This window comes from Chroococcidiopsis sp., from assembly GCF_051657925.1.
In the GTDB taxonomy this organism is placed as follows: Bacteria; Cyanobacteriota; Cyanobacteriia; order Cyanobacteriales; family Chroococcidiopsidaceae; genus Chroococcidiopsis.
Genome location: NZ_JBOFLP010000209.1, coordinates 1 through 12,508 on the forward strand (window position 1 = coordinate 1; position 12,508 = coordinate 12,508).

The 12,508-nt window shown below is 43.5% G+C and carries 12 protein-coding genes and 2 tRNA genes; 5 read left to right on the forward strand and 9 right to left on the reverse strand.

Annotated elements, in window-relative coordinates:
* Together ACRC32_RS16830 and murA are read right to left on the reverse strand one after the other, a co-directional pair.
* A partial coding sequence (locus tag ACRC32_RS16830) for an adenylosuccinate synthetase (protein ID WP_438555049.1) occupies window positions 1-601 on the reverse strand: 601 nt, incomplete at its 3' end.
* 147 nt (window positions 602-748) lie between these two features.
* Window positions 749-2,128 (reverse strand): UDP-N-acetylglucosamine 1-carboxyvinyltransferase, encoded by a 1,380-nt coding sequence (gene murA / locus ACRC32_RS16835; RefSeq protein WP_438555058.1) that lies wholly within the window; start codon window positions 2,126-2,128, stop codon window positions 749-751.
* A gap of 330 nt (window positions 2,129-2,458) precedes the next feature.
* On the opposite strand from murA, the gene ACRC32_RS16840 reads away from it, so the two are divergent.
* Window positions 2,459-2,540: transfer RNA gene (locus ACRC32_RS16840), tRNA-Leu, on the forward strand.
* 130 nt (window positions 2,541-2,670) lie between these two features.
* Window positions 2,671-3,465 (forward strand): TrmH family RNA methyltransferase, encoded by a 795-nt coding sequence (locus tag ACRC32_RS16845; protein WP_438555050.1) that lies wholly within the window; start codon window positions 2,671-2,673, stop codon window positions 3,463-3,465.
* Here ACRC32_RS16845 and ACRC32_RS16850 read toward each other — a convergent pair.
* On the reverse strand, window positions 3,458-4,657 hold the full coding sequence (locus ACRC32_RS16850) for a DUF7453 family protein (RefSeq protein ID WP_438555051.1): 1,200 nt from the start codon (window positions 4,655-4,657) through the stop codon (window positions 3,458-3,460). The two genes, ACRC32_RS16845 and ACRC32_RS16850, sit on opposite strands and share 8 nt — an antisense overlap.
* A gap of 219 nt (window positions 4,658-4,876) precedes the next feature.
* Between ACRC32_RS16850 and rpmI the strand changes: the two genes are divergently transcribed.
* Genes rpmI through ACRC32_RS16865 form a run of 3 tightly spaced genes read left to right on the forward strand, consistent with a single transcriptional unit; the run spans window position 4,877 to window position 6,295 of the window.
* Window positions 4,877-5,074 (forward strand): 50S ribosomal protein L35, encoded by a 198-nt coding sequence (gene rpmI, locus ACRC32_RS16855; RefSeq protein WP_015156854.1) that lies wholly within the window; start codon window positions 4,877-4,879, stop codon window positions 5,072-5,074.
* A 20-nt stretch (window positions 5,075-5,094) separates the two neighbouring features.
* On the forward strand, window positions 5,095-5,448 hold the full coding sequence (rplT, locus tag ACRC32_RS16860) for a 50S ribosomal protein L20 (RefSeq protein WP_015156855.1): 354 nt from the start codon (window positions 5,095-5,097) through the stop codon (window positions 5,446-5,448).
* A 10-nt stretch (window positions 5,449-5,458) separates the two neighbouring features.
* A complete protein-coding gene (locus tag ACRC32_RS16865; RefSeq protein WP_438555052.1) occupies window positions 5,459-6,295 on the forward strand; it encodes a transporter substrate-binding domain-containing protein in 837 nt (278 codons plus the stop codon).
* 88 nt (window positions 6,296-6,383) lie between these two features.
* Here the strand turns inward: ACRC32_RS16865 and ACRC32_RS16870 are convergent, their stop codons facing one another.
* The 6 genes from ACRC32_RS16870 to glyQ all read right to left on the reverse strand — a co-directional run bounded on the left by ACRC32_RS16870 (window position 6,384) and on the right by glyQ (window position 12,294).
* Entirely contained in the window at window positions 6,384-7,487 is a 1,104-nt protein-coding gene (locus ACRC32_RS16870; RefSeq protein ID WP_438555053.1) for a TRAP transporter substrate-binding protein, read from the reverse strand.
* A 136-nt stretch (window positions 7,488-7,623) separates the two neighbouring features.
* Window positions 7,624-7,710 (reverse strand) — tRNA-Ser (locus ACRC32_RS16875).
* Window positions 7,711-7,751: 41 nt separating this feature from the next.
* The gene (locus tag ACRC32_RS16880) at window positions 7,752-10,037 is read right to left on the reverse strand and encodes a ComEC/Rec2 family competence protein (RefSeq protein WP_438555054.1); all 2,286 of its coding nucleotides are present in this window, start codon (window positions 10,035-10,037) and stop codon (window positions 7,752-7,754) included.
* 12 nt (window positions 10,038-10,049) lie between these two features.
* Entirely contained in the window at window positions 10,050-10,853 is an 804-nt protein-coding gene (locus tag ACRC32_RS16885; protein WP_438555055.1) for an NYN domain-containing protein, read from the reverse strand.
* Window positions 10,854-10,927: 74 nt separating this feature from the next.
* Window positions 10,928-11,386 (reverse strand): DUF4079 domain-containing protein, encoded by a 459-nt coding sequence (locus ACRC32_RS16890; RefSeq protein WP_438555056.1) that lies wholly within the window; start codon window positions 11,384-11,386, stop codon window positions 10,928-10,930.
* Window positions 11,387-11,415: 29 nt separating this feature from the next.
* On the reverse strand, window positions 11,416-12,294 hold the full coding sequence (gene glyQ, locus ACRC32_RS16895) for a glycine--tRNA ligase subunit alpha (RefSeq protein WP_438555057.1): 879 nt from the start codon (window positions 12,292-12,294) through the stop codon (window positions 11,416-11,418).
* Between the last annotated feature and the right edge of the window lie 214 nt (window positions 12,295-12,508).

Below are 12,508 nucleotides of genomic sequence, written 5' to 3' on the forward strand. Positions count from 1 at the left end.
CTACGTGGGAACGCAAACGTTCTGCATAACCCAAATATTCGTCAATGACAGCTTCTGGATCTAAGGGTGGTAGATTGTAAAGTTTTTCGAGAATGACATTTTTATATTCGATCGCCCACTGTAACTGTTCTCGCAGTCCTACCGAATCCATTAAATCGAGAACTCGAATTCCCGTCCGTTCTGATTTATCGGCATAGGTGGGTCCAATTCCTCGCCCTGTCGTGCCAATTTTATAATTACCCCGTCTCTCTTCTGCCGCGCGATCGATCAGCCGATGATAAGGCATGGTGACATGAGCGGTTTCAGAGATAAACAAGTTATCTGTAGAAATATCTAAACTTTCTAGCCGATCGAGTTCCTCAATCAAAACTTTTGGGTCGATGACCGTACCGCAGCCAATAATGCATTCTGTCTTAGAATACAGAATTCCAGAGGGAATCAGATGCAGCTTGAAAGTCTGATCTTGGACGACAATCGTGTGTCCGGCGTTGACTCCCCCTTGGTAACGAACCACAATGTCAGCGGAGCGACTGAGTAAATCCGTGACCTTTCCTTTTCCTTCATCGCCCCACTGGGCTCCTATAACAATGACGTTAGCCAAGGGTATTTCTGAATGTTAGAGTTGACACAATCTACAACTATAGTCGCAGATTGTATCTGGTGTCAAGTTGAAAAAGAAGGGTGTAGGGTGTGGTGGGGAGAATTCGGAATTAATGCGTGAATTTTGAATTGCTTCCCTGCTCCCTATTCACTGATAACTGTTCACTGTAGGATTATTAACCCCTAGTTGACGATCGGGAGAAATGATCGCACCTGTTACTCTTTGTAACCTCGCTCCCAAGGAGAGCAATTTGACTTCTAGTTTCTCGTAACCGCGATCGAGATGGTGCAGTCCTTGAATTGTTGTCTTACCTTTTGCTGCTAGTCCTGCTAGTACCAAAGCGGCTGAAGCGCGTAGATCGCTAGCGACGACTGGCGCACCAGATAGTAGCGGTACTCCCCGCACGACAGCAATATTGCCCTCAACGCGAATATCTGCCCCCATCCGATTGAGTTCGGCGACGTGGCGCAGGCGGTTTTCAAATACAGTTTCAGTAATGACGCTATCGCCCTCGCTCAAACTCAGCAAAGCCATGAATTGCGCTTGCATATCTGTGGGAAAACCAGGGTAAGGCAGAGTTTTAATGTCTGTTCCCCGTAATCCTTCACCAGGGACAATACGAAGGCAGTCAGGTGCATCGGCAACAACCTGCACTCCAATTTCTTGTAATTTGACGATCGCCGGGGTGAGATGTTCGGGAATGACTGGCGCTAATGAGATCTCGGAGTTGGTGATGGCTCCCGCTACCAAAAAAGTTGCTGCTTCCACGCGATCGGGAATAATTGCATAATCCGTTGAGTGCAAGCGAGGAACGCCTGAGATCGTAATTGCTGTAGTTCCAGCTCCCCGAATGCGTGCTCCCATAGAGTTACAGAAATTAGCTAGATCGACAACTTCTGGTTCTTGAGCAGCGTTTTCAATGACTGTTTCTCCTTCAGCTAATGTCGCCGCCATCATCAAGGTTTCTGTTGCACCGACGCTGGGATAGTCTAAATAGATTTTGGCTCCTTTCAATCTCCGGCTACTACCAGCGACGTAAGCATTGACCATACCATGCTCGATTTGGACATCTGCCCCCATTGCCTGTAAGCCTCGGACGTGCAAATCGACTGGTCTAGCTCCAATCGTACATCCACCAGGTAAGGGGACTTGAGCATATCCCTGGCGAGCTAGTAACGGACCAATTGTAAAGAAACTTGCCCGTAGTTGACTGACAATTTCGTATGGAGCTTGAGACGTGCTGAGATCGCTAGCATCAATATCTAATACATCACCGTGTTGAGAGATTTTTACTCCCAGCGATGATAATAACTGACCCATGCGCGCCACATCCACGAGTGATGGTACGTTACGGATACGACAGTCTTGAGGACAGAGCAAAGCACCAGCAATGATAACAAGGGCAGAATTCTTTGCTCCGCTGATTTTGACCTGACCTGCCAAAGGATGTCCGCCCCAAATTTCCAGTACGGCTGGATCGACTTCTGGTGAAGGCTGCGGTCTAATTGAGTTATGGGTAGTAGTAATGGCTCTGTCCTCCGAATCTAGTTAATCCGTACCCGAGTTGGCAAAAATTTGGTTTAGATTTTACATTGAGATGGTAAAAGTTTAAACTGTGAATTTTCTTATCTCTGCTACAAATATCTGTATCAATCTCGGTATTTCTACAGTTGTTGCCCTCTAAAGTTTTTGCTTTAGTCAAAAAATTTTAGATTTGGTCATTAGTCACTTGTGAGTGGTTAGTGGTTAGTGGTTTGACTCTTTTCTATCCACTAGTCCCCGATCGCTGAAAAAACCTTGACAAACACAAATATTTAAGTAATGATGAGAAATTGCGCCCACTGAGGGCGAAGACAAGCGGAACTGGCGGAATTGGCAGACGCGCATGATTCAGGTTCATGTGCCGAAAGGCTTCCGGGTTCAAGTCCCGGGTTCCGCATCAATTTGAAGTTTTGGTTACTAGCAACGAGCTATTAGCCTTATATGTTTAGCCTTATATGTCCTGTGAATCTAGTTGGCAGTTAATTACTACCACGATAGCTCCGAATCGTCAATAGTAGATTTTATATATGATCGCGAGTTTGCAAAATCCCCTGGTCAAGCAGATGCGAAAGCTGCACTCTGCCAAACAGCGATCGCAACAGGGTGTTTTTCTCTTGGAAGGAACGCATTTGTTAGAGGAGGCTTATGCAGCGAAGTATCCCTTAGAATGCGTCTGTTGTACTTCCCAATGGCAGGAAAACCATCAACAGCTTTGGCAGCAGATTAGTCAGTCGGGATCGCGGCTAGAAGTTGTCACTTCAGAGATTTTGCAGGCGATCGCAACTACGATCAATCCTGACGGAGTTGTAGCGACGGCAGCTAGGCAGCAAGGGCGAGAAGTACCCCATACAGGCATCAGTTTAGCTTTAGAGACGCTGCAAGATCCTGGGAATTTGGGAACGATAATTCGCACGGCGGCGGCGGCTGGTGCATCGGGGCTGTGGTTGAGTAGGGATAGTGTAGATTTAGACAATCCCAAGGTGTTACGAGCTTCCGCTGGGCAGTGGTTTCGATTGCCGATGGTCGTGAGTCAAGATCTGCGGCAAACTGTACTCCAGTGTCAGGCGGCGGGAATGCAAGCGATCGCGACTTTACCTACTGCAAAGATGACGTATTGGGAAGTAGACTGGCAGCGTCCGAGTTTAATTCTTTTGGGGAATGAGGGTGCGGGGTTGTCGGCAGATTTAGCGGCAATGACAGATCTACAGGTGCAAATTCCCCTCTGTGCGGGGGTGGAGTCGTTGAATGTGGGAATCGCAGCAGCGTTGCTGTTATACGAGGCACGGCGACAGCGATCGCAGCAACAGATAGAGCCTATTTAACAAAACAATTGCAGCCAGTTCCAAGCGGATCGGCACGGACAATGACTTCTGTACCGTTAGCTAGTTTGGCAATAAAAGTTAACTGACCGAAATCGTTGATTCCATCTGTAGATAGAGCAACACTTTGTACCACATAACCAAATAAAGAATCACCAGTAGCAATAACTTTATGTTTGACAGGATCGGAACCGATAAAAATTCCTTCGCCACCTGTATCTAGTTGAGCAAAAAATGCAACCGTATCGCGATCGTTGATGGCAGGGGGTACAGCGGCAAAATTAAAATTGCTTCCACTACTAAAGCTGCTGTAGGCTCCGTTAGTATCGGCAACAGTAGTTAATTTAGTGCCGTTACTCTTCAGGATTGCTGCCTTAGCAGGATTAAACTCAGCCGTGTATTCGCTTGTCGGTTTGATTTCCAAAGCAACATATGCAACCGTTCCTCGGTTATTGAGCGAGGGAGAGAAAACACCATTCTTAGGAGCCATGACATACAGAGGATAAGTAGTGCTAGTTAAAGTTTTAGTTATTGTGCTTTTATTAGCGAGAATATTAAACTCAAAACCATTTTGAGACCTATAAACTACCGTACCGCGATCGTTAATATTGGCTGAATCGACAGTGGACAATCTGGCATCATTGGCTTCAGCAATCAAGCCACCATCACTACTCAATACGCCAACACCACGCATATTTTGCGCGACATAAGCAATAGTACCTCTGTTGTTGAGTGCCAGAGATACAATGCGATTGTAGTAAGGATAGTCACTCTCAGGCGATGGCTTGTAAGAGGGAACCTGAGTTACTTTACCATTTGTACTAGTAAAAATCGTTTCCGTTGGATACCCTGTGGTCGTAGTTCCCCTTGCTGGTGTGGCAACAAAAGCAACGGTTCCAGTATCGTTAATAGCGATGGGACTACCGATACTTTCATATAAACCAACGTTTTCGGCAATCGTTGTTATTGTCTTGCCCGTACTGGTGTATGCTCCTAATGCTCCGTCCGTATTGGCACTAAAGGCAACGGTTCCAGCATTGTTGATAACAGGCAATCCAAAGCCGTTAAAAGAACCACTCGTATCAGCCATCTTTTGGTAAGCATACTTGGAGGACTTGACCGCAATCGCTCCACTATCGATTAAGCTCAAACTCAGACAAATGGCTGTTGCCGCAATATTGCTTTTTAACTTCATAGCTATCTAGCGTTGAAAAAATACAAAATTCCTAAAATTTCATTGCTGTCAACCATCAACTGTCAACTGTTTGAAATTTCAGCTATTTTGTTAAAACTCAGCTAGAGCGCGATCGTCAATAAATCCTAAACGAAATCCCACAACTCCATATAAAAATTTACAGTAGAAGAAATATAAAAGATGCTATATTAATGGATTGTGTCGAATCAGAGCTAGTTCATGCCTAAACTGAAAACTCGCAAAGCAGCGGCAAAGCGATTCCGTGCCACAGGCACTGGTAAGATCGTGCGTCGTAAAGCTTTCAAAAATCACATTTTGGAAAAGAAAACGACTGCTAGAAAGAATCGTCTCTCAAAAGCAGCACTCGTACACGAACGCGACGAGCAAAACGTTCGGATGATGCTCCCTTATTTGTAAGTTACTAAGGAATTCTATTCATGACCAGGGTAAAACGCGGTAACGTTGCCCGCAAACGCCGCAAAAAAATTCTCAAACTCGCGAAAGGATTTCGCGGTTCTCACTCGACTCTGTTCCGCACGGCAAATCAGCAAGTGATGAAAGCATTGCGGAGTGCCTACCGCGATCGCCGCAAGCGCAAGCGCGATTTTCGTCGTCTGTGGATCGTGCGGATTAATGCAGCGGCGAGACAGCACGGTATGAGCTACAGTCAATTGATGGGGAATCTCAAGAAAGCTGAGATTCAAATTAACCGCAAAATGCTGGCACAATTGGCAGTTCTCGATCCGGCTAGCTTTGCTAAAGTTGCAGAACTCGCAAATCAAGCAAAATAAAGGATAAAGGATGAAGGATGAAGGCAGAATGAAGGTAAGTAGAAGCATGACGAACTGTTTGCACTTCTTTCTTCTACTCTTCCCTTTAACCTTTACCCTTTACCCTTTCACATCTAAAAGCAACGCCGCCGAGTTTAAAGAAATTCAACAGCGGGGCTATCTTTTAGTAGCTGTGAAAGATAATTCACCTCCTCTAGGTTTTCGCGATCGACAAGGAAAGCTGCGAGGATTGGAAATCGAACTCGCCCAAAAATTAGCAGCGGATTTATTGGGAAACCCAGCAGCAGTAAAATTTATTCCAGTTGCAAACCGCGATCGCCTCAATGCGGTAATGGAAGATAAAGTCGATTTAGCGATCGCCCAAGTCACAGCTACAGATTCGCGATCGCGTTTAGTTAGTTTCAGTCCGCCTTACTACATGGATGGTGCGGCAATAATTGCTAAAAAAGCAACAGCAGAAAGTCTCAACGATGTTGCCAAGAAAACAGTTGCCGTCCTCAAAGGTTCTTCCACAATTCCTACACTAAAGTATTTATTACCGCAAGTGCAGCTCTTGGGAGTTGATTCCTATCAACAGGCGCACGCATTGCTAGAGTCTGGCATAGCAGCCGCCTTTACAGCCGATGCCAGCGTGTTGAGCGGTTGGGTGCGAGAATATCCCCAGTATGAGATTCTACCGACATTATTGTCAGCCGAACCGTTAGCTGTAGTCATGCCAAAAGGATTGCAATACGACAGCTTGCGACAACAAGTCAACGCTGCGATCGCCCGTTATACTACTACGGGTTGGCTGCGACAACGGGCAGAATTTTGGGGCTTACCTGTGAATGTAGGGAGTAGGGAGTAGGGGGGAAAAGAGCTGAGGGAGAAAGAACAACTCTCAACTATTAACCAACAACCAATTACTCACTTACTGCTGTCAACCACAAGACAAGTTAAACAGAAGGAAATGTAAAACTAGTAAAACTCAACTCATTAATCTCATTCCACCTATAAACTTGGGCGCGAAACGCATTCCATTGCTGGTAAATCTGTTTAAAAGTCGCATCTTTAGCAGCATTTTCAGATAACAAATCGGTGGTTGCCTTTTGTGCTGCTTGCATAATTTCCTTAGTATAAGGAGTTAGCCTTGTCCCGCCCTTCACGAGCCGGTCTAATGCTGCCCCATTTAAAGCATTGTATTGAGCCAAATTATCCATATTGGCATCTGTAGCAGCACTCTTGAGGATTTCTTGATATTCCTTTGGCAGCTTATCCCAAGCAGCTCGATTAACCAAGACTTCCCAAGTTGGTCCTGGTTCCCACCAACCTGGGTAGTAATAAAACTTTGCTGCCTTGTTGAGACCTAATTTTTCATCATCGTAAGGACCAACCCATTCTGCTGCATCGATCGCACCTCGGTCTAGTGCTAGATAAATCTCTCCGCCAGGTAAGACCTGCACGTTCACGCCCAAGCGCGACATCACCTGACCTCCCAAGCCAGGAATTCTCATCTTTAAACCGTTCAAGTCGGTAACTGATTTAATTTCTTGCTTGAACCAGCCACCCATTTGCGCCCCAGAGTTACCAGCCGGAAAATTGATCGCGTTGAAATCAGCATAAAGCTTTTGCATTGCTTCCAAACCACCACCGTGATACAACCAAGCATTCTGCTGCTGGGCAGTTAATCCAAACGGTACGGATGTGGCAAAGGCAAGGGCGGGATTTTTCCCAATGTAATAATAACTAGCGGTGTGACCGCATTCAACCGTTCCTGCTTGAACGGCATCTAGAACTTGCAATCCTGGGACTAATTCTCCTGCTACAAATGGCGTGATGATAAACCGCCCATTTGACATTTCCTGCACGCGCTTGCTGAAGGTTTCCGCACCACCGAAAATCCCCAAAGCTTTAGGCCAACTTGTAGCCATGCGCCATCGTACTTTCGGTAAAGCACCTGCTTGCTGGGCGTTATTGGTTTGCACGCGGACGCAAGCACCTAAAGCTGTGGTAGCAGCAGCAGCCGTAGTCGTTTTGGCAATAAATCGTCGCCGTTTCATTGTTGCTCTAAAAATTGAGAATCGGTCATCATACTACTGGTTATGTCACCAACAGCACATTTGACTTAAAAGCACGACGATCGTACCACGGCAGCTCGTTATCTCTGTGGCGCGATCGCGTTTATTAATTTAAAAACGGAGAGGAGAGGATTCGAACCTCCGTTGGGTTTGACCCCAAAACTGATTTCGAGTCAGCCGCATTCAACCACTCTGCCACCTCTCCACAGGAGATTGTCTTGCTTTATTTTAGACAAGAATACTATTCTACAGTGCAGATGCCTTGTCTTCAACTGTTTCTACTGCAATCTCAAACTTCCCTTTGGGTGTCCACTGCACTGCACCGTCTCTGCCTGTCAAGAACACCTTAGTTTTGCCTTGTTGCAATTCAGCGATTGTTTTCGGATCGAGTTTAGTTCTAGAGGCGATCGCCACTTCCGGCTTCACTGCTGCAATCAAGCTAGAATCTAGTTTCTCTCCCGACCATACCAATACCTGAGCATGTGGTAATCTCTTATTCGTTTTCTCGATCTCTGTTTCCCCTAAAATTAGCCAAGTCCTATCTTGGATCTGTATCTGTAGAATCTGTTGTTGGGCATCAAGTAGCTTAATAAATGTCGAACCTGTAGATATTTCTCGATCTGGAAGCAACTGCTGGCAGTTTGTATCCGATAGTTTGGATGTAATCGTTGTATTGCGATCGCGACTAGGGCAGTTATAAAAATTTTTCACTGATAAATTTTGCAAAAGCAACGACCAATCATTTATGTTATTTGTCGAATTAGACTCTGCTGCTACTGCCCAATCGAGCTGATTGATTCCTTGTTGTTGTAAAAAAGGTAAGACTATAAACCTAGAAGTAGTTTCATCTCCACTATTTAATAATAAGACTCTACTACGATCTTGTATAACTAGAACAGGTTCTTTTCCGGCTGCTAAAACAGTAACTTGGAATAAGCTTGCTTGAGTTTGCCAAGCTGGAATGAATACTAAGCTAATCGTAACTAGCCCTACAACCCACCATTTTTTCCGCCACCATTTTTGACTGCAAGTTAAGATAAACAAGCTATATATTATTATGAGCTGTAACGAGGAGATGGTTCCTACAGCGGTTGCTGCTCCTGGCAGTCCAGCAACAAAATCGACAAGTTCAATGAGGCAATGAGTTGGATAATATAATAGCCAAGCTAGAGCACTACCTATAGTTGGATGTATTAACGCTACGATCGCACTGATAAAAGCCCCTAAGCTAATAATGGAAATCGGTATTGTCGTTATTATATTAACTAAAATACTATAAGGAGAAATTAAGCCGAAATTATATATTTGTAGCGGAATTGTCCAGATATAGGCTGAAATCGGTACTGCAATTAAAGTGCCGATCGCAGGTGGTAACCAATCTATTTTTTTTATCAAAGCTGGCACTGTTACTATTAATCCCAAAGTTGCTAAAAAGCTAAACTCAAAACCTAGATCCCAAATCCAAATTGGATTTATAGTTAATAACAAAGTAGCAGCTAATAGAAGTAACCCTAAAGGTTTAAATTTTTGTTCCAATGCTAGAGCAGTTAAAGCACCAATTCCCATGATAACTGCTCTTAATACTGATGGTTGTAAACCTGTAAGACCGAGAAAAATTAGTAGTGCCGATACTCCAATGATAAATTGAATTCGATTAGAAAAATGCTGAGCGATCGCTAATACTACTCCCAAAATCAGAGAGACTTGAAAACCGGATGCAGCTAAAGCATGAGCTAAACCAACTCGAATAAATGAGTCACTGACAGAAAATGGTAAGTCAACTACGCGGTTTCCTAAAACCATCGCACTCGCTAAAACTCCTTCTGGTACGCCTAACAAGTGTACTTGAGAGTGAAGAATTTTTTGTCTGACTGCCCACCATCCCCAATTGTTGATTTCCTTATTAATTTCGGAGTCAATTAAACTAACTTCTTTTCCCTTTAAACCAGCAAAACTACCCTCTCTGGCTAGATAAGCTTGAAAATTAAATCCTCTTGGGTTATTTGCCGATTTAGGTTTATATAAAATTCCTGTGACAGTAATTCTTGCCCCTTCATGCAATCCAGTTGCTTGTAATAAAGGTACAGTGGTATATAATTTACCAGATACATCTTGACGAATATCGTTGCCAATATTTAAATGAAACGGTTCTAGCCAAAATTGCGATCGCTGATTTCTTGTTAAGCGTGGTGTACTAGAAATTTTCCCTTGAACGGTTACAACTTGTACTCCATCTTTAGCATTAGCAGTTACAAATTTGCTAACATCATTTTGACTAGGATGTGGTGTTCTAATCTGAAAATATATAGTTGCACTAAATCCTACTAATCCAGCCAGTAACCAGATTTGCGGCTTGATATGCCAAAAATTTCTGTGTAGCTTACTTCTCAAAATACTTCTTTTACCAAAATATGATAAGCTTGTAACTAAAAAGCCGATCGCTATTAAGTTGTAACCTCCGTTAGCAACTCCTGTAGCGAGTAAGCCTAAGATATATGCAAAACAAAAAACAGTGCCGTTAATCTGAGTCATTAAAAATAATAGTTATTTGTGCTTGAGTTTAATGGATATATTTTTATATTTTGGATTTCTACTTTGAGGAGATTGCTTAATTTCAAATAACTCAATAGCTTGCATTAATTTACCAAGAGTTGCATAATCGTAGCTATTTGATTTAAAAGAGGGAGATAATTCATGCGATCGAGATTTAAGGCTAGATATACAAGCCCATCCATCTTTATCCATAGCTAACTCATAAGCTGTTTTGACAAGTTCTAACAATTCTCGATTGTGCTGTAATTTTGAAGGAACTTCCTCAAATGTTTTTTGTAGATTTTTAGAGGGTGGACTTTCAGTTTTTGAGGAAATATTTTCACATGTTTCTTGCTTTTCTTTTTTCTTGCTTAAACTTTCTATATAAATAAAGCGATCGCACGCTTTCACAAAGGCTTCCGGTGTTTTTTGTTCGCCAAAACCATAAACAATCAAACCAGATTCTCTAATTCTGCAAGCTAACTTAGTGAAGTCACTATCGCTAGAAACAATACAAAAACCATCAAACTTATTTGTATACAGCAAATCCATCGCATCAATAATCAAGGCACTATCTGTAGAGTTCTTGCCTGATGTATAGCTAAATTGCTGTATCGGTTGAATAGCAAATTTATGTAGTTTTTCTTTCCAACTACTTAATTGAGATTGCGTCCAGTCTCCATAAATTCGTTTGACGCAAGCAATACCGCCGCTAGTAATTTCTTTGAGTAAAGGCTCAACTATGCTTGCTTCTACATTATCTGCATCAATAAGCACTGCAAGCCTGGTTATTTTATGTGAAACTCCATCTGACATCTTCAGTTAGGTGGGATTTAGCTTTTTATAGGCTTATAATTCCCACCTGCAACAGCAATCTCAATACCAAGCAATTAAATTGCTAACCCCAGCCTCAATCCCAAGACAGCATGAAGAAACATCAGACAAAGCGCCGTACTACCCAAGTAAGCGTGAACTGTGCGTAAAGTACCTTTATCTTTGCCAAAACCGAATAGTGCTAATGTTCCATTTACCAGCAGCAACAATAGTACAATCGAGCCAGTCCAAAAATGAGGACTCTCCAATATTGGTTGTTGTTGCATCACCAGCGATAGCAAGCCACCTGTATAACCAGCCGCCATAAAGCCAAACATCCAAGGTGCTAGAGTGCGGTGAGCGATCGCATTTTCCATCGCAACTGCTTTATCTGCAACTATTCTGCTTCGCCATCCTGCAAGTCCAACAAAACTACCCATCACAAACACGACAATTCCCATCATCAAGGGATGTCCCCAGTGTACGATTGGTTCTGGAATGCCCAGACTACGAAACCAAGCTGCGATCGGTTCCATATAGATCCCTCAGATTACCCATGCATTTTCTATCCTTTTGCTTTGTGCAACAGTGGAAACCCTAACGCTTCGCGCTGCTGAATGTATAACTGAGCAACTTTTCTCGCCAAATGCCGAATTCTACCAATGTAACGAGTCCGTTCCGTGACGGAAATGACTCCCCTTGCATCTAGCAGGTTAAAAGTGTGAGAACACTTCAAAATATAATCTAAGCTAGGCAAAACCAATGCTCTTTGAGTCAGTTGTTCTGCTTCATGCTCGTACATATTAAACAGCGACAGCAACATTTCAGGGTTAGAAGCTTCAAAGTTATACGTACACTGCTCGATTTCTCCTTGGAGATGAACGTCTCCATAAGTAATATCGTCCGTCCATTTCAGCTTTGTAAACGCTTCTACTCCCTGGAGGTACATTGCTAGTCGTTCCAAACCGTAGGTAATTTCAATTGAAACAGGACGACAATCGATCCCGCCGCACTGTTGAAAGTAGGTAAATTGAGTAATTTCCATTCCATCCAGCCAGACTTCCCAACCAGTACCCCAAGCACCTACAGTCGCGTCTTCCCAGTTATCTTCTACAAAGCGAATATCGCGATCTTCTGGGCGAATACCCAAGGCTCTTAAGGAATCTAAATATATACCCTGAATATTTTCAGGTGACGGCTTGATCAGTACTTGGTACTGATAATAGTGTTGGAAGCGATTGGGATTCTCTCCATACCGTCCATCTGTAGGGCGGCGACAAGGTTCTACATAAGCAACCGACCAAGGTTCAGGTCCTAACGCTCTTAAAAAAGTATGGGGATTTTTCGTACCTGCACCCTTTTCAGTATCGTATGGTTGAGCGATCAGGCAACCGCGATCGCTCCAAAACTGATGCAGCACAGCAATTACTGATTGAAAATTCACGAATCTCGTTCCTCAGCAGCACAATGCATATGTCATTGTCGCTTAAACTCTGCCCTATCAACAGTCTGGAGCAATCCAAAAAAGTTTTGTCCAACTAGTTGACAAGAGCTAGAGGGATTAGTTAGATTAATAAAGCGCCGGAAGAGAGACGAGCTGAAAAGCGGTTCTGCAAGGCGACCGAACCTAGAAAAGAGTATAGTTTGAAAGCGCCAAC

Coding starts and splice junctions, on each gene's coding strand:
- ACRC32_RS16890 (WP_438555056.1), bottom strand. CDS start 11,386: ATGGAACCGATCGCAGCTTGGTTTCGTAGTCTGGGCATTCCAGAACCA.
- ACRC32_RS16845 (WP_438555050.1), top strand. CDS start 2,671: ATGATCGCGAGTTTGCAAAATCCCCTGGTCAAGCAGATGCGAAAGCTG.
- ACRC32_RS16870 (WP_438555053.1), bottom strand. CDS start 7,487: ATGAAACGGCGACGATTTATTGCCAAAACGACTACGGCTGCTGCTGCT.
- ACRC32_RS16865 (WP_438555052.1), top strand. CDS start 5,459: ATGAAGGATGAAGGCAGAATGAAGGTAAGTAGAAGCATGACGAACTGT.
- ACRC32_RS16885 (WP_438555055.1), bottom strand. CDS start 10,853: ATGTCAGATGGAGTTTCACATAAAATAACCAGGCTTGCAGTGCTTATT.
- ACRC32_RS16850 (WP_438555051.1), bottom strand. CDS start 4,657: ATGAAGTTAAAAAGCAATATTGCGGCAACAGCCATTTGTCTGAGTTTG.
- rpmI (WP_015156854.1), top strand. CDS start 4,877: ATGCCTAAACTGAAAACTCGCAAAGCAGCGGCAAAGCGATTCCGTGCC.
- ACRC32_RS16880 (WP_438555054.1), bottom strand. CDS start 10,037: ATGACTCAGATTAACGGCACTGTTTTTTGTTTTGCATATATCTTAGGC.
- rplT (WP_015156855.1), top strand. CDS start 5,095: ATGACCAGGGTAAAACGCGGTAACGTTGCCCGCAAACGCCGCAAAAAA.